This window comes from Magnetospirillum aberrantis SpK (assembly GCF_011022235.1).
Lineage (GTDB): Bacteria > Pseudomonadota > Alphaproteobacteria > Rhodospirillales > Magnetospirillaceae > Magnetospirillum > Magnetospirillum aberrantis.
This window is the reverse complement of record NZ_JAAIYP010000037.1, coordinates 1-16,169: the sequence shown is the minus strand read 5'-3', so window position 1 is coordinate 16,169 and position 16,169 is coordinate 1. Positions and strand designations below refer to the sequence as shown.

Below are 16,169 nucleotides of genomic sequence, written 5' to 3'. Positions count from 1 at the left end.
GCGGGGGGAAAACCGCGGCAGGTGGAGTTCATCCCTCATCCGAGGAGCGACCATGTCCGAGACACTGACGAAAGCCGCGGCCAGGAACATTTTCTATGGCGGCACGGCGTTCTTCTTCGTGGTGTTCGTCGCCTTGACCGCGCATAGCGTGACCAAGGCCAACGCGATCGCCGCCGCCAACCCCGTGACGCCTTCGGTGGCGGCGGGCAAGCATGTGTGGGAAAAGCACGCATGCATCGATTGCCACACCCTGATGGGCGAGGGCGCTTATTTCGCCCCCGAACTGGGCAACGTCTGGGTGCGCTATGGCGGCCGCGAGGACGCCGCAGGGGCGCGTGACGCCCTCAAGGCCTGGATCCAGGGCCAACCCTCGGGCATCGAAGGCCGCCGCCAGATGCCGCAATTCAACCTCTCCGATCAGGAGATCGACAACCTGGCCGACTTCCTGAAGTGGACCAGCGAGGTCGACACCCAGAATTGGCCGCCCAAGGTCAGCGGCTAACAGGGAAGGCACAACCATGAAATACCAATCGCAAAAGGTCGCGCTGTACTACTTTGCCGGCGCGCTCGCCCTGTTCGTCGCCCAGGTGCTGTTCGGCACCATCCTGGGCACCATCGTCGTCATGCCCAACTTCCTGTCCGACCTGCTGCCGTTCAACATCGGCCGCATGATCCACACCAACGCGCTGATCGTGTGGTTGTTGATGGGCTTTTTCGGCTGCGCCTATTACCTGATCCCGGAAGAGGCCGAGACCGAACTGCACAGTCCGAAGCTGGCGATCCTGCAATTCTGGCTGTTCCTGTTCGGCGCCGCCGCCGCTGTGGTCGGCTACCTGTTCAAGATCCACGAGGGCCGCGAGTTCCTGGAACAGCCGCTGTGGATCAAGCTGGCGATCGTCGTCGTCGCGCTGATGTTCCTCTACAACGTCACCATGACGGTGCTGAAGGGCCGCAAGACCGCCATCACCAACGTCTTGCTGCTGGGCCTTTGGGGCATCGCCGTCTTCTTCCTGTTCTCGCTCTACAACCCCGACAATCTGGTGCTGGACAAGATGTTCTGGTGGTGGGTCGTCCATCTGTGGGTCGAAGGCGTGTGGGAACTGGTGATGGCCTCGGTTCTGGCCTTCCTGATGATCAAGCTGACCGGCGTCGACCGCGAGGTGGTCGAGAAGTGGCTGTACGTCATCATCTCGATGACCCTGTTCACCGGCATCCTGGGCACCGGCCACCATTATTACTGGATCGGCACGCCGGGCTATTGGCAATGGATCGGTTCGGTGTTCTCGACCCTCGAGGTGCTGCCGTTCTTCGCCATGGTGGTGTTCACCTTCTACATGGTGTGGAAGGGCGGCCGCCAGCACCCGAACAAGGCCGCCCTGCTGTGGTGCCTGGGCTGCGCGGTGTTCGCGTTCTTCGGCGCCGGCGTGTGGGGGTTCCTGCACACCCTCGCCCCCATCAACTATTACACCCACGGCACCCAGGTCACCGCGGCGCATGGCCATCTGGCCTTCTACGGCGCCTACGTCATGCTCAACATCGCCATGTTCACCTATGCCATGCCGCTGTTGCTGAAGCGTGAGCCGTACAACCAGACCCTCAACATGTGGGGCTTCTGGGTCACCTCGTCGGCGGTGTCGTTCATGACCTTCGCGCTGACCTTCGCCGGCGTGGTGCAGACCCACCTGCAACGGGTGCTGGGCATGAACTTCATGGAAGTTCAGGACCAGTTGGGCCTGTTCTACTGGATGCGTCTGGGAGCCGGCGTGGTCACGCTGATCGGCGTTCTGATCATCGTGTGGTCGCTGGTGGTGCCGGGCAAGGCCACCGCCGCCGCCCGCACCGGCTATCAGCCGGCCGAGTAGTTGCTGTCCCGACGGGGCGGCCGCGTTCCCCTGCGGCCGCCCCTTTTTTCCTTCGGAGCGCGCCTTTCATGTCTCCTCCCGCCCCAATCCCCGAGATTCCCTTCTATCTGCCGGTCGGCAACGAATGCCGGCTGTTCGAACTGGCCTTCGCCCATCGGCTGCCGCTGTTGCTGAAAGGTCCCACCGGCTGCGGAAAGACCCGCTTCGTCGCCCACATGGCGGCCCGCGTCGGGCGCCCGCTTTACACCGTTTCCTGCCATGACGACCTGACGGCGGCCGACCTGACCGGCCGTTACCTGCTCAAGGGCGGCGACACGGTGTGGACCGACGGGCCGTTGACCGCCGCCGTCCGCCAGGGCGGCATCGCCTATCTGGACGAGGTGGTCGAGGCCAGGAAGGACGTCACCGTGGTGTTGCACCCCCTCACCGACGACCGCCGCCTGTTGCCGCTGGACCGCACCGGCGAGCTGTTACAGGCGCCCGACGACTTCATGCTGGTGGTGTCCTACAACCCCGGCTACCAGAACGTTCTCAAACAATTGAAGCCGTCCACCCGCCAACGCTTCGTCGCCATCGAGTTCGACTTCCCGCCGGCCGAGGTCGAGCGGAAGGTGGTGGTGGCCGAAACCGGCCTGGACGAAGGACGCGCCCATTCCCTGGTGATGCTGGCCGGGCGGCTGCGTTCGCTCAAGGGGCATGACCTCGAGGAAGGCGTCTCCACCCGTCTGCTGGTCTATTGCGCCACCCTGGTCCAGGCCGGCATGAACCTGCGCGAGGCGGTGCAGGCGGCGATGATCGAACCCCTGACCGACGATGCCGACGTGAAGAAAGGCCTGGACGAAGTGGTCCTGGCGGTCTTCGGGTAGGCCGGCCTTGTCCTGGACCGAAATCTTCGAACTCGAGGAACGGGTCGGCCGTTTCTGGCACCGACTGGTGGGCGAGCGCCCGTCCTGGCCCCGCCACCCCGAGGCGGCGGTCAGCCTGGACAGCGTGCGGGGCCAGTTGGCGGTGTTCTTTCGCGGCCTGGGCGGCGACAAGGGGGTGGCCGTCACCGCGCAAAGCGCCCGCACCTCGGTCCACCGCCTGACCTGGAAACAGCGCGTCGGCATGGAGGACGAACGCTTGGTCGTCGCGTCGCGCGACGAGGTGTCGCTGTCGCTGCCCGACAGTTTGGACGTCTTCGCCGATCCCCGTCACAACCGCGACCTTTATTTCTGGCTGGCGGCGTTCTTCGCCGCGCTGGAACCGGCCGAGACGGCGCCCGCCGATCCGTTGCGTGCCGACATCGCCTTTCTGATCCGCGCGCGGCGTGCTTCCGATGCTGTCCTGGCGCAATTCCCCGGCATGGCCGCGCGTCATCGCCTGTTGTGCGAACATCTGCGCGCCTTGCGCCCTCAACGCCCGTTGGCCGGCGTCGAAGCCCAGGTCGAGGCAATGGTGATGTCCATGCTGGGCGGCGAGGCTGTACCCGACCTTCCGGCCGACGCGGTCGCACCGGCCGGGTACAAGCCGTTCCTGCCGGTGCCGCTGTGGGGCGAGGCCTTACACCGCCCGCCCGAACATCGTACCGCCGAAGAGGAAACCGCCGAACCCGGCGCCAAGAAAGAGGAACAGGACAGCGAGGACAAACGCCGACGCGCCGAGCGCAAGCGCCAGGACAACGCCGACCGCAAGGACCCGTTGATCCTGAACCGTTTCGAGAAGGTGCTGGCCTTCGCCGACATGGTCAACGTCAACCGTGGCGCCGACGACCCCGACGAGGAAGAAGCCAAGCGCGCCGCCGAGGAGATGGACAAGATCGTCATCTCCAGCCACGGCAAGAAAGCGGCAACCAAGTTGAAGTTCGACCTGGACCTGCCACCCGAGGCCACCGACCCCACCCGGCTGACCGGCGGCCGGCTTTATCCCGAATGGGACCATCGCGCCGCCAGCTATCATCGCGACCATTGCCAGGTCGTGACCCGCACCGCCCCCGAGGACGGCGAGACCTGGGTGCCCGACGAACAGGCCAAGCGCCGCATCCGTCAGGTCAAACGTCAATTCGAGGCGCTGCGCACCAAGGCGCTGATCCTGCGCGCCCAGATGGACGGCAGCGAACTGGATACCGAGGCGGTGGTCCGCGCCCGCACCGATCTGGCCGCGTCCGGTCAGTGTTCGGACCGGGTGTGGATGCAACGCCGGCCCATGGAACGCGACCTGGCGGTGGCGGTTCTGGTGGATTCGTCCCTGTCCACCGATTCCTGGGTCGAGAACCGCCGGGTGCTGGACGTGGCCAAGGAAGCGCTGGCGGTGTTCGCCCACGGTCTGGCGGCGTGCGGCGACCCTTTCGCCATCTACGGCTTCACCTCGCGCAAGCGGGCATGGGTGCGGGTCGACACCCTAAAGGATTTCGACGAGACCATGGGCGAAACCGTCATGCGCCGGATCGGCGCCATGAAACCCGGCTATTACACCCGGATCGGCGCCGCGTTGCGCCATGCCACCGCCGAGTTGGAGGCACGCCCCAACCGCCATCGGCTGCTTCTGGTCATCACCGACGGCAAACCCAACGACATCGACCATTATGAAGGACGCTACGGCATCGAGGACACCCGCAAGGCCATCCAGGAAGCCCGAGCCAAGGGGCTGGCGGTGTTCGGCGTCACCATCGACCGCAAGGCCCAGACCTATTTCCCGCATCTTTTCGGGCGCGGCGGCTTCGCCATCGTCCACCATCTGGCGCAATTGTCCGCCGCCTTGCCGCGCGTCTACCGTCACCTGACGGGCTGATTTTCATCCTACCAGCGCCATTCCTTGACGAAAAAAGCGAAGGCGCTGGCGTCGCGGGTGAAAAACGCACAGCCGCTGCCCCGCCCGCGTTCGTTCTCGGCAACCATGCCGTGACGGCACGTTCCGCGATCCCAATAGGCGCATTGGGCGCATCGCTTGGCGGACTTTCCCTGTTCGGTCATTCGATCCTCCTCGCCTCGCCCCCCTGTGGCGAGCGGACTCTATGCGGCCCGCCCCCAGGCAGACCAGTGACGGTTTGTTTGCAATTTACCGGGAAACCTGCGTGCAATTCGTTGCGCAGCCTTCTGGACTAAGTTTAAACTGCGTAGGGTCATTACCGGTGTGAGAGAGAGAGGTCGTCCGTGCATTGCAATGACGAGGCGGTTCTACGTACCGCCCAAATTCGCCCCACCCGCCAACGCCTGACCATCCTGCGGCTGATCCGCGAGGGAGGGCACCGACACCTCACCCCTGACAGCCTGTATCAGGAAGCGTTGTCGTCCGGCGTCCGCCTGTCGTTGGCGACTGTCTACAACACGCTGCACGAATTCGCCCAAGGCGGGTTGGTCAAGCACGTGGCCGTGGGCGACCGCAGCTGGTTCTGCACCAACACCGCCGACCACCACCATTTCTACGACGTTCAGACCGGCCGGGTTCAGGACATCCCCGGCCCGCAGCCGCGCGTTCTCGACCTGCCGCCGCCGCCGGTCGGAATGGAGGTCGAGGGCGTCGACGTCATCGTGCGGTTGCGCAAGGCGTCCTGAACTTCGGACCCACGCCATGCACAAGCGGCTGTTGCTGATTGTTCTGATCGTCGCCACGGTGGCGGGCGCCTATTGGCTGACCCGCCCGGTGCCGTCTTCGGAAACACCGGAAAAGGCGCCTGAGATTTCAGGCGTCTACGCCGACGACTGGATGGCGCGATGCGGCGCGCTGGACGGCGACGCCCAGGAAAAGTGTACGCGCCTTTTGGACGCGGCCTACGGCCGGACCGCCGGCGCCCCCATCGGAAAATAATCCGGGCCGCCGCCGACACGGGCCAGACCGTCGGCATCTTGCCCGACAATCTTCACCGCCACATCGCCAGCCACCGCCAGCGCCATGACGTGGCGCGCAGCCGGGCGGAACCGGTAGAAATGCCAACGTCCCGCCTCGACGGCAGGAACATGGTCGAACCGGATCGAAAGCGGCTCCAAGGTAAAGGCGAAACTGGCCAAAGGCTGCGCCAACCCCTTGCCGATGGCTTTCACATAAGCCTCTTTCAGGGTCCAGAACCACAAGAACGCCTCGTCCTGGCGCTCTGGCTCCAGTTGTTCAAGTTGGCGACATTCGTCGGCGGCGAAGAACCGCCGTGCCACCGCCATGCCGGCGGCCTTTCGGTCCAGCCATTCCACATCGATGCCGATGTCGTGGTCAAGGGTCAGCGCCGCGGCTACCAATCCCCGGGTATGGGACAGGTTGAGGCGCAGACGCGGCTGGCCGACGGTGGTCACCACCTCGGGCTTGCCGTGTTCCCCCGCCACGAAACGCCAATGTTGCGGCGCCTGGCCGGCCCAATGGGACAACAGGCCGCGCCCCAGGGCATGGGCGGCGACATAGGTTCGCCGCTGTCCCTCGTCCCCCATACGGCCGGCACGGTGCCGCTCGGAATCGTCCAACAGCGCGAACAGACGCGGCCAACGGCTGTCTTCCACCGCCTCGACCGCCATCCACCATACTTCCGCCTGCCCTGGCTTCACACTCACCTCCGCCCGTTTCGGCCCGACAGTGTGACGAAGCAGGGCGCACAAGACCAGCGGGCAATAAGAAGCCCCGCCAGCAGGGGGGGTGGCGGGGCTTCGCGTCGGCATCCGATATATGGGGCAGGGCGGATGCCGATGAGACACATCCTATCCGCCTATTCCTTGTGTCCAGACCCCCATTTGGGGACCGGCCACGAAAAATCACGCCACCTGGCTGTGCCCGCCCTGAGTGTCCTTGTCCTTTCCCTTCGCCTCGGCCGCCATGGCCGAAGGCAAGGTACAGACGAAGCAGGTGCCTCCCTCGGGACAGGGCTCAGCGGAAATGCGGCCGCCATGACGTTCGACGATGCGGCGACAAATGGCCAAGCCGATGCCCCGGCCGGAATATTGCGGCGAATTGTGCAGACGGCGGAAGATCATGAAAATTTCGTCGGCACGGTCGGGATCGATGCCGATGCCGTTGTCGCTGATGCGGAATTCCGTCATGCCGTCGAATTGCGTGCAGGAAATGTGGATGCGCGGCACCTCGTCGGCCCGGCGGAACTTGATGGCGTTGCTCAGGATGTTCTGGAACAAAAGCATCAATTGGATGTCGTCGCCATGCACCGGCAACAACTTCTCCACCTCGATCTCGGCACCGGCCTGACGGATGGAATCGGCCAGATTGTCCAGGGCGGAGTGGACCACCTGCTCCATATCGACGTTCTTGAACGCCTGCCCTTTGGCGTCGATGCGCGAGAAATCCAACAAACCCTGGATTTGCATCGACATGCGCTTGCCGCCCTCGACGATGAACTCGATGAACTGGTCGGCGTCGGCATCCAGCTTGCCCTTGTAACGCTTTTCCAGCAATTGGGCGAAGCCGACCACGGTTCGCAACGGCTCTTGCAGATCGTGCGAGGCGATATAGGCGAAGCGCTCAAGGTCGGTGTTGGACGCCGCCAACTGGTTGATGGTGTGGCGCAGTTCGTCCTCGCGACGCCAGATGGTGTCGGCCATGGCGACGAAGGCCTGTTCGACGCGGGCGATCTCGTGAGCCGGCTGATCCAGCGAACGGATCTCGCGCTTGCCCTTGCGCAATTGGTCCACCGCCTCGCCCAATTGCAGGAAGTCCGAGGTCAGCCGCCGCGAAATCCACAGCGCGCACACCGTGCCGACCACGATGGCCGACAGGATGTAGAACACGCCTTCGACCGTGGTGGAATGGATGTTCGCGATTTCCTCTTGCTGGTCCAGCGCCACGCGGGCCCAGCCGATCACCCGGTTCTGCGACAGCACCGGCGTCGCCACCTCGACCATGCGCGTGCTCTCGATCACCGTCCGCAAGGTCGGTTCGCCCGACAGGATGTCCATGCTGAGGGGATCGGACACGTAATAGCCGATACGGTCACGGTCCGTGTGGGCCAACACCTGACCGCGCGGGTCGACCACCATGGCGTACATCAGGTGCGGGTGGCTGCGCAGCGACCGCACCACCTCGGACAACCCGCGCACGTCGTCGGCCAGCACCCACGACACGCTGTTGACCGCGATCACATGCGCCAGCCCCTCGGCACGGGTATGGCTTTGCCCCTTGAGGAACACCAGTTGGCGATGCACCAGATCGACCACGAACAACGTCATCAGCACCGCGTGCACCACGGCGATGCTGACCACCAGCCGGCGCCGGATCGAACCGGCGAGAAGAACGCGCGTTCGCGCCCTGAGGTCCGTCCACCAGTTCATGGCAGCGCCACCTCCCGCACCGTTTCGTTGAAATGCCTCAGGAAGTCCTGGACCGGCGCGAAGGTCGCGTCGTCGGCCGGCTCGAAACCGGAAACCATGATGTGTTCCAGCACCTTGCGGCCTTCGGGGTCATTGGGCATGCCGGCCAGGATCTCGGTCAGCTTGGCCACCACCTCGGGCGGCACGTCGTCACGGGCGACCCAGCCGTTGTTGGGCAGGCTTTTCGTTTCCCATTGCACCTTCAATTGCGCCGCCTTGAGCGGGTCGTCACGCTGGAACCGCGCCCAGGCCTGGGGCCAGGTGGTGCCGGCAACGGCATTGCCCAGGAAAACATTCAGGATGGCCGATTCCTCGGACCCCACATAGCGGTTGTCGATGTCGGTCTTGATATCGAGTCCGTTCTCGTGAAAGAACGCCTGCGGCAGCAAGGTCGAAGCCAGCGCGCTGTTGGCCGGATAGCTGACCGCCTTGCCGATCAGATTGTCCACCGACTGGACGCCGGAATCCCGTCGGACCAGAACCAGGCCGCGAAACTGGGAATCGTCGGCCATCTTGGCGAAGATACGATAGCCGTTGGGCACCGCCATCACCGTCTGGTAAGGATTGGCCAAGGCAAAGTCGAGATTGCGATAATAAAGCTTCTGTTCGAAGGATTCGTAATCCCGCGACGCCTCAAGCTTCAGTTTGGGACCACCCATGCGGGCGTTCACATATTCCACCAACGGCAGATAGGTGGCGAACAATGTCTCAGGGGTTGAAAACGGACAGCTGAAGCGGTAGCTGTTCTCACGAACAGACGACTTTATCGTGTAGTCCGGCTGATAATCCGCAGCACCGTTGTCGTCGCACCCCCACAGCGGCACCCCCAGAACCACAATCCCCAACAGCTTGCGGATCAATCCCCCGAAACGAGCCATTCTGCGTCTCCCTGACGGACGATTTTTCCCGTTTCGGCAGCAGAGTGCAACCCCTTATAGCAATCAAAGATCAGCAGCCACCCTTGCGCATTGTGCGTGCCTTGTCTTGAAAGCACTTGCGGCAAGGTGGAAATCCGATGGCATTACGAGAAAATTTTCAGCAAAATATCCCAATGAAATGATGAGAACGTCCGCAAGAAGACGAAAGGGAGGAATAGAATCATGAAGCGCGTTGCCATCGCAATCATGATCGCCGCCGGATTGGCCGTCACCCCAGCCCAGGCCGCCACCGTCACCCAGGAAGAGGTGGTGGCTTTCGTCGACAAGATGCTGGCCCATATCGAAGCGGTCGGCGAGGAACAGGCTTTCGCCGATTTCAGCGAAATCAAGGGGCCGTGGGTTCAGGGGGAACTCTATCCTTTCTGCCACAATCTGGCGGGCATCAACGTCGCCCACGGCGGCAACCCGAACATGGTCGGCAAGGGTGGCGTACTCGAAATCAAGGACCCCGACGGGCGCTACGTCAACCGCCTGATCTTCGAAAAGGTGCTGAGGGACGGCAAGGGCTGGGTGGAATACAAATGGCCCAACTCGATCACCAAGAAGATCGAAATGAAGGACGTCTATTCCGTGCTGGTGCACGGCAAGTACATCTGTGGATCGGGCCGTTACAAGTAACGCCACGCGCGACGCGCCAGGGACGAAAAACCCCCATTGCAACCGCCGCCAGTTGCATTATGGTCTTCGGGTCGCATGACGCGACCTTGTCCGACCAGCCTGAGGGAGATGCCCGGATCATGCGTCGACTGACTTTCGTGGCCGCCGCCGCGTTGCTTCTGAGCGCGTGCCAAACCGTCCAGAACACCGCCGGCACCCCCACCACCTATGTCGATCCCAGCACGTTGGGGCCGGTCAAGGGGGTCGGCATCGAAAGTCAGGACATCATCAGCATGACCGACCAGATGATGCGCGACATGCTGGCCGAACCGCGCCTGGGCAACGCCGCGACGCCGCCCAACGTCATCATCGACGCCGAATACTTCGTCAACGAAAGCTCGTCGCGGCTCAACCGCAACACCATCACCGACCGCTTGCGCGTCGGCCTTCAGCGCGCAGCCCAGGGCCGCATGCAGTTCGTCGGCCGTCACTACGCCAACATGGTCGACGCGGAACGCAAGCTGAAGCGCCAGGGCGTGATCGACCAGGGCAAGAACCCCGCCGCCGCCGCGCAGAAGGGCGGCGATTATCGGCTGGGCGGGCGCATCACCTCGCTTGATTCGCGCGATTCCAAAAGCGGCATGACCCAGCGCTATACCCAGATCGTGTTCGAAATGGCCGACCTTGAAAGCGGCGAGATCGTGTGGAGCGGCATCTACGATTTCGCCAAGGCCGCCACCGACGACGTCATCTACCGCTAAGGCGCGCCCAATCATGTCCCGCCGCCTTCGGCTGGCACCCGTGGCCGGTGCGACCGCGCTGGCCACGCTGCTTGGCGCGTGCCAGACCACCCGCGAACAGGAGGCCAAGATCAAGCCCGAGGTGGCCTATGCCTATCTCGAAGACAAGCCAAAGCCCCTCAAACGCCATTTCATGGTCGCCCTGAACCAGGGCAAGCGCAACCAGGTGCTCAACGACATGCGCCTGGGCCTGGCGAGCATGGACATGGGCGAAACCGCCCTGGCCGAGCAATTGTTCGACGACGCGCTGGCCAACATCGAGACCGTCTACGTCGACAATCCCGACGCCGCCCAGGCGCGCTCGCTGTTCGTCAAGGAAGCGGTCAAGGATTTCAAGGGCGAGCCCTATGAACGGGCCATGGCCTATTACTATCGCGGCCTTCTGTACCTGCGCGCCGGGGATTACGACAACGCCCGCGCCAGTTTCAAGGGTGGCTTCCTTCAGGATTCCTTTGCCGAGGAAGACCAGAACCGCGCCGATTTCGGGCTGTTGCAGTTCCTTCAGGGCTGGGCCTCGCATTGCCGCGGCAACGCCGTCACCACCGCCGACGACTTCAAGGAGTTCAAGGCGATCAACGCCGACTTCCCGTTGCCGGCCGAAAGCGACAACGTCCTGGTGCTGGCCGAGACCGGCAGCGCGCCCGTCAAATTCGCCGAGGCGGCGAAAGGCGGCAGCGTTCCAAAATACCTGAAAGTCCGCCGGGTCAGCGCCAGCGAGACGGCGCGGGTCAGCGTCCCCTCGCCGCTGGCCCCGGCCAAGAAGGGCGGCAAGGCGCCGGCCTCCCCCTCGACCCAAAAATCGCTGGCCCTGGGCCAGTTGGACGACGTCTTCTTCCAGGCTTCGACCCGTGGCGGGCGTCAGTTCGACGCCATCCTGGACGGCAAGGCACAGTTCCAAAGCATCACCGACACCATCGGCGACGCCGCCCTGGTCGGCGCGGCGGCGGCGGCCATGGTCGCTTCGGAGCGGCAGAATTCGGAACGTCAGCGCGACGCCGCCGTCGCCGCCGGCGCCTTGCTGCTGGTCGGGTTGATGGCCAAGGGCGTCGCCGCCGCCACCGAGGCCGAGGCCGACACCCGCTATTGGGACAATTTGCCCGACCGCGTCCACGCCGCCACACTGACCCTGCCGCCGACGGTTTCCGCCTTGTCGGTGGATTTCCTGGCCAGTGACGGCACGTTGCTGCGCACCCGCGAGGCGGCCGTCACCCATGCCGGCCCCTGCGGCGTCGCCTGGGTGCGCGGTGATTCGGCTCTGCCGGCCAATCCACGCGCCCCCAACAGCGCGCCCAAGGAAACCATGGTCGAACCGGTGGAACTGCCGCCGCCGCCATCGGCCACCGGCGGCGTTCTGCCGGGCGACAAGCCGACCGAATACGCCCCGGCGGTCAAAAGCGAACCCACATCCGATTCCGAACCGCAATCCTGACACCCGAACGAAGGGGACACGCCATGAACAAAGTGTTTGCCGCCATGGCCGGACTGGCCGGCATCGCCGCGCTGGGCGGCTGCACCCAGGTACAGGAACCGGCCCCCATCTGCAACATGGCCGGCATCGCCGCCCAGCGCCAGTTGGTGGCCCTGCCGGCCGCCGCTCCGAACGAGCCGTCGCCGTTGCTGGAAATGCCGCTCAACTCGGTGTCGATCACCGACTACACCGTCATGAACAAGCTGTTCGTGCGCAACGTCGTCGCCCAGCGCACCCCCACCGGCACGGTCAAGGTGGTCAGCCAGATCGTCAACTGCACCGACTATCCGCTGAACGTCGAGGCCCGCACCCAGTTCTATGACCAGGCCCAGGCTCCGTCCGAACAGGTCAGCGCGTGGAAGCGCCTTAATCTCGCCCCACGCACGTTCAATACTTACTCCGAGAACTCGATCGGCACGCGAACCGTGCAATACTACATGGTCGAGTTGAAGGAGACCCGCTGATGTCCTTGCGCCGTCTCGTGCTGGCGGCGGCCACCGCCGGAACCTTGCTTCCCGCAGCCGTCGCGGCGCAAGGCGTGCCGCCCTACGAACCGCCGGCCCCGGTGGGGCCGCCGGAACGCGACGGTCAGGTCATGGCCAAACCGTCCCGCGCCACCCCTTCGGGCGGCGCGTTCGGCGAACGCGGTTCCACCGTCGCCGGCTTCGCCGATTCCTACGCCCGCAACGGCAAGCCCCGGCTGGCGCTTTACTGGAACCAGCAATTGTCCGAGGCGTTGTCCGACTGGTATTCGGAAACCCGCGTGGTCAATTCCAGCCAGGACAATTCCACCATGTCCGGCGACTTCACCCTGAACCAGTCGTCCAACAGCCAGAACACCCTGGAGATCCAGCGCCGGACCCACGACACACGGCGTGGCACGCTCAACGAAAGCTTCGAATGGGAATTCCAGGAAGCGTTCCTGGCGCCCTTCCTGGAAGCCGGGGCCACGGTGGTGGACCGCGGCGCCATGATGCGCTTCACCGCAGCCGACAACGCCAGCGCCTCGGAAAAAACCGTCGAGGTGCGCGGCCTTCAGGGCAAGGCAGATTACGTGCTTGAGGTGCTGGTGTCGCCCAACTGGAAATCCAGCACCGGCTACGAACTGCGCACCCGCATCCTGGACGTGAAGACCGGGGCCATCGTCGCCATGGTCAACTCGAAGAACCTGCGCGAGTGGAACCCGGAAAAGGAAACCACCGTCGGCCCCAACGGCTTTTCCGTTCCCGACGAGGATGACGACGACGAGAATTTCGGCCCCAAGGGCGAGGACAAGTACCGCGCCACCGCCACCGGCTTCGAACGCAAGCGCAAGCCGCCGAAACTGTCCAAGATCGCCCGCAACCTCGCCTACAACACCATGGACGGCCTGATGCGCCAGTGGAAATGAGGCATACCATGAACAAGACCCTGCTGCTTCTCGCCCTGCCCCTGGCCTTGGCCGCCTGCGCCGACGAACGTCTGGCGCCGGCGCCGGGCGAACATCCCGGCTGGCCGCAACCCAGCCCGCCACAGCCGACCTATGCGCCGCTGCCGTTCACCGACACCTACGCCCCCCACAGCGGCAGCACGGTGGCCAGTCCGCCGGCCGACGCCAACGGCAACATTCCATACGCGGTACGCGGCCAGACCCAGACCCTTCCGCAGTGGCAGGAACCGCAGCCGCAAAGCGCCGAACCGCATCCGGGTACCGAGTAACCGAAGCGAGGGTTTTCTTCGCACTGCACCCCTGCTATCGTCCGCTTCCTGTTTGTTCGCAGTGAAAGCGGAGGTTCGTGATGTCCGAGGTGCGTGTCGCCATCCTGGGAGCCAGCGGCTATACCGGCGCCGAACTGGTGCGCATGCTGGCGGGTCATCCCGAGTTCCGCGTCACCGTGCTGACCGGCGACCGCAAGGCCGGCCAGCCGCTGGCCTCGGTGTTCCCGCATCTGGGCATGCTCAAGCTTCCCGATCTGGTGGCCATCGCCGACGTGGATTTCAGTCAGGTGGACGCGGTGTTCTGCTGTCTGCCGCACGGCACCACGCAAGAGGTCATCGCCGGCCTGCCCGAGCATGTGTCGGTTGTCGATCTGTCGGCCGATTTCCGCCTGACCTCGCTTGACGCCTATGCCCAATGGTACGGCCACGAGCACAAGGCGCCCGAGCTTCAGAAAAAAGCCATCTACGGCCTGACCGAGATCAAGCGCGACGCCATCCGCACCGCCCGGCTGGTGGCCAATCCCGGCTGCTATCCGACCTCGGTGCAATTGCCGCTGGTGCCGCTGTTCAAGGCCGGGTTGATCGAGGCCCAGGACATCATCATCGACGCCAAGTCGGGCACCTCGGGCGCCGGACGTTCAGCCAAGGAAGCCAACCTCTATTGCGAGGTGACCGAAGGCATCCACGCCTATGGCATCGCCAGCCACCGCCACGCCCCCGAGATCGAGCAGGAACTGGGGCTGGCCGCCGGCCAAGACGTGCTGGTGTCGTTCACGCCGCATTTGATGCCCATGAGCCGGGGCATGCTGTCCACCATCTATGTCCGCACCGCCAAGGGCGCCACGGCCGCCGACTTGCGGGCCGAGCTGAGCCGCGTCTACGCGGCCGAGCCTTTCGTCGGCGTGCTGCCCGAGGGCGCGGTGCCGGCCACCCGGCATGTGCGCGGTTCGAATTTCTGCCTGATGAACGTGTTCGACGACCGTCAGCCCGGCCGGGTCATCGTCACTTCGGTGATCGACAATCTGGTCAAGGGCGCGTCGGGCCAGGCGCTTCAGAACATGAACCTGATGTTCGGCCTGCCCGAGACCACCAACCTGGCGCAGCAGCCGCTGTTCCCGTAAAGGAGTTCCCATGCCTGGCCTGATCCTGCCCTATCGGGGCACGCTTCCGACCATCGCCGCCGACTGCTTCGTCGCCCCCAACGCCACGATCATCGGCGACGTGGTGATCGGTACCGGCACCAACGTCTGGTTCAACGTGGTCATCCGCGGCGACGTGCACGAAATCCGCATCGGCGAACGCACCAACATCCAGGACGGCACCATCGTCCACGTCACCGCCGGCAAGTTCGGCACCTATATCGGCAACGACATCACCATCGGCCATGGCGCCATCCTGCACGCCTGCACGCTGGAAGACGGCTGTTTCGTCGGCATGGGCGCCACCATCCTGGACGGTGCGGTGATCGAATCGGGGGCCATGGTGGCGGCCGGCGCGGTGGTGACGCCGGGGAAAAGGGTCAAGTCCGGCGAATTGTGGGCCGGCAACCCGGCCAAGATGATGCGCGAACTGAAGCCCGAGGACGTGGCCTTCTTCCCCCGTTCGGCCGAGAATTACGTCAAGTTGGCCGCGCAGTACCAAGAAGAGCTCGGCTGAGCATGGCCAAGCGTCCCTCCCGTTCCGGCCTGCTGTCCCGCATCGCCGCGCCGTTGGCCAAGGCGGCGCGCAAGGTGGTGAGGCGCAACCAGGACGAATGGGACGAGAACGAGGTCCACGAGTTGATGGAGGCGGCGCTGGCCGAAGCCGACAAGGCGCCGGCCCGCATGACCGACGACAATTTCCGTCTGTTCGCCGAACAATTGGCGAGACAGGAGGACGGCGCCTTCCAGGTCAAGCTGCATGTCGTCTCGCTGGTGGAGTTCCACGAGGCGGTGGGCGACAAATGGCCGAAGCTGGCGGAAAAGGTGCTGATGATCGCCGAAGGCGTCATCAACGCCCATATCGGCGCCGGCAACATCTTCTGCCGCCAGGGCGCGGATTGCTTCGTCCTGATCTTCCGCACCTGCGACAATTCCGAAGGCCGCCGGCGTGCCCTGATCATCGCCCAGGAACTGGGAACGCGACTGGTCGGCGACCAGTTCGTCGGCGGCGACATCCCGCTGGCGCTGGCGGCCGAGGTGTCGCTCGAAGATGGCCTGAACCCGGACGGATCGTTCAACCTGGCGGCCATCGACAACGCCGTCGGCGAGATGCGTTCGATCATCGCCGCCCAGGTCACCGGCGGCCAGCAACCCCGCGCCTGGATGCGGCCCGGCGCCAACACCGCCGACAAGGGTGGTGTCCGCCGCCATCTGCTGCCGGGTGAAGCGCCGCGGCGGCAAGCCGGTTCCGACGCCCCGCCCCCGATCCCCATCACCGACGAAGTGGCCCCCAAGACCGCCAAGGACCCGGAATGGAAACCGCTCGAGGTGAGCCGCCCCGAAACGCTTAAGGACCCCACCTGGGTCATCCTGGAAGGTGTCGCCGACCGT

18 protein-coding genes and 1 pseudogene are annotated in these 16,169 nt (G+C 64.6%); 15 read left to right on the top strand and 4 right to left on the bottom strand.

Annotated elements, in window-relative coordinates; translation table 11 throughout:
* Window positions 1-52: 52 nt before the first annotated feature.
* From G4223_RS09930 to G4223_RS09915, 4 genes are all read left to right on the top strand, one after another.
* Window positions 53-502, top strand: coding sequence for a c-type cytochrome (locus tag G4223_RS09930; protein ID WP_163678672.1), 450 nt, complete (start codon window positions 53-55; stop codon window positions 500-502).
* Window positions 503-518: 16 nt separating this feature from the next.
* Entirely contained in the window at window positions 519-1,862 is a 1,344-nt protein-coding gene (locus G4223_RS09925; protein WP_163678669.1) for a cbb3-type cytochrome c oxidase subunit I, read from the top strand.
* A 68-nt stretch (window positions 1,863-1,930) separates the two neighbouring features.
* Window positions 1,931-2,728 carry a CbbQ/NirQ/NorQ/GpvN family protein gene (locus G4223_RS09920; protein ID WP_163678666.1) on the top strand — a complete coding sequence of 266 codons (798 nt, stop codon included), beginning with the start codon at window positions 1,931-1,933 and terminating at the stop codon, window positions 2,726-2,728.
* A gap of 7 nt (window positions 2,729-2,735) precedes the next feature.
* Window positions 2,736-4,631, top strand: a complete 1,896-nt coding sequence (locus G4223_RS09915; protein WP_163678663.1) for a nitric oxide reductase activation protein NorD — start codon at window positions 2,736-2,738, stop codon at window positions 4,629-4,631.
* A gap of 8 nt (window positions 4,632-4,639) precedes the next feature.
* Here G4223_RS09915 and G4223_RS09910 read toward each other — a convergent pair whose 3' ends face one another.
* Entirely contained in the window at window positions 4,640-4,813 is a 174-nt protein-coding gene (locus tag G4223_RS09910) for a hypothetical protein (RefSeq protein ID WP_163678660.1), read from the bottom strand.
* A gap of 180 nt (window positions 4,814-4,993) precedes the next feature.
* On the opposite strand from G4223_RS09910, the gene irrA reads away from it, so the two are divergent.
* Complete coding sequence (gene irrA / locus G4223_RS09905; protein ID WP_163678657.1) at window positions 4,994-5,395, top strand: iron response transcriptional regulator IrrA; 402 nt, start codon at window positions 4,994-4,996, stop codon at window positions 5,393-5,395.
* 16 nt (window positions 5,396-5,411) lie between these two features.
* Window positions 5,412-5,648, top strand: a complete 237-nt coding sequence (locus G4223_RS09900; protein WP_163678654.1) for a hypothetical protein — start codon at window positions 5,412-5,414, stop codon at window positions 5,646-5,648.
* Here the strand turns inward: G4223_RS09900 and G4223_RS20225 are convergent.
* The 3 genes from G4223_RS20225 to G4223_RS09885 all read right to left on the bottom strand — a co-directional run bounded on the left by G4223_RS20225 (window position 5,612) and on the right by G4223_RS09885 (window position 9,015).
* Window positions 5,612-6,376: a 4'-phosphopantetheinyl transferase superfamily protein gene (locus G4223_RS20225; protein WP_205762461.1), complete on the bottom strand. Its 765-nt coding sequence runs from the start codon at window positions 6,374-6,376 to the stop codon at window positions 5,612-5,614. The genes G4223_RS09900 and G4223_RS20225 overlap by 37 nt on opposite strands.
* Before the next feature lie 198 nt (window positions 6,377-6,574).
* On the bottom strand, window positions 6,575-8,098 hold the full coding sequence (locus G4223_RS09890) for a sensor histidine kinase (protein ID WP_163678652.1): 1,524 nt from the start codon (window positions 8,096-8,098) through the stop codon (window positions 6,575-6,577).
* Window positions 8,095-9,015 (bottom strand): phosphate/phosphite/phosphonate ABC transporter substrate-binding protein, encoded by a 921-nt coding sequence (locus G4223_RS09885; protein ID WP_163678649.1) that lies wholly within the window; start codon window positions 9,013-9,015, stop codon window positions 8,095-8,097. Before G4223_RS09885 ends, G4223_RS09890 begins: the two co-directional genes overlap by 4 nt.
* Window positions 9,016-9,237: 222 nt before the next feature.
* Between G4223_RS09885 and G4223_RS09880 the strand changes: the two genes are divergently transcribed.
* The 9 genes and pseudogenes from G4223_RS09880 to G4223_RS09840 all read left to right on the top strand — a co-directional run.
* Window positions 9,238-9,693 (top strand): cache domain-containing protein, encoded by a 456-nt coding sequence (locus tag G4223_RS09880; RefSeq protein ID WP_163678646.1) that lies wholly within the window; start codon window positions 9,238-9,240, stop codon window positions 9,691-9,693.
* 119 nt (window positions 9,694-9,812) lie between these two features.
* Window positions 9,813-10,433 carry a penicillin-binding protein activator LpoB gene (locus tag G4223_RS09875; RefSeq protein ID WP_163678642.1) on the top strand — a complete coding sequence of 207 codons (621 nt, stop codon included), beginning with the start codon at window positions 9,813-9,815 and terminating at the stop codon, window positions 10,431-10,433.
* A 13-nt stretch (window positions 10,434-10,446) separates the two neighbouring features.
* Window positions 10,447-11,901, top strand: coding sequence for a COG3014 family protein (locus tag G4223_RS09870; RefSeq protein WP_205762460.1), 1,455 nt, complete (start codon window positions 10,447-10,449; stop codon window positions 11,899-11,901).
* Between the two features lie 23 nt (window positions 11,902-11,924).
* Window positions 11,925-12,404 (top strand): putative periplasmic lipoprotein, encoded by a 480-nt coding sequence (locus G4223_RS09865; RefSeq protein ID WP_241004056.1) that lies wholly within the window; start codon window positions 11,925-11,927, stop codon window positions 12,402-12,404.
* A complete protein-coding gene (locus G4223_RS09860; protein WP_163678639.1) occupies window positions 12,404-13,330 on the top strand; it encodes a hypothetical protein in 927 nt (308 codons plus the stop codon). Before G4223_RS09865 ends, G4223_RS09860 begins: the two co-directional genes overlap by 1 nt.
* Window positions 13,331-13,338: 8 nt before the next feature.
* A complete protein-coding gene (locus G4223_RS09855) occupies window positions 13,339-13,638 on the top strand; it encodes a hypothetical protein (RefSeq protein ID WP_163678636.1) in 300 nt (99 codons plus the stop codon).
* An 80-nt stretch (window positions 13,639-13,718) separates the two neighbouring features.
* Window positions 13,719-14,759 carry an N-acetyl-gamma-glutamyl-phosphate reductase gene (argC, locus tag G4223_RS09850; RefSeq protein ID WP_163678633.1) on the top strand — a complete coding sequence of 347 codons (1,041 nt, stop codon included), beginning with the start codon at window positions 13,719-13,721 and terminating at the stop codon, window positions 14,757-14,759.
* A 10-nt stretch (window positions 14,760-14,769) separates the two neighbouring features.
* The gene (locus G4223_RS09845) at window positions 14,770-15,294 is read left to right on the top strand and encodes a gamma carbonic anhydrase family protein (protein ID WP_163678630.1); all 525 of its coding nucleotides are present in this window, start codon (window positions 14,770-14,772) and stop codon (window positions 15,292-15,294) included.
* Between the two features lie 2 nt (window positions 15,295-15,296).
* Window positions 15,297-16,169, top strand: a pseudogene (locus tag G4223_RS09840) (hypothetical protein); the annotation flags it as partial.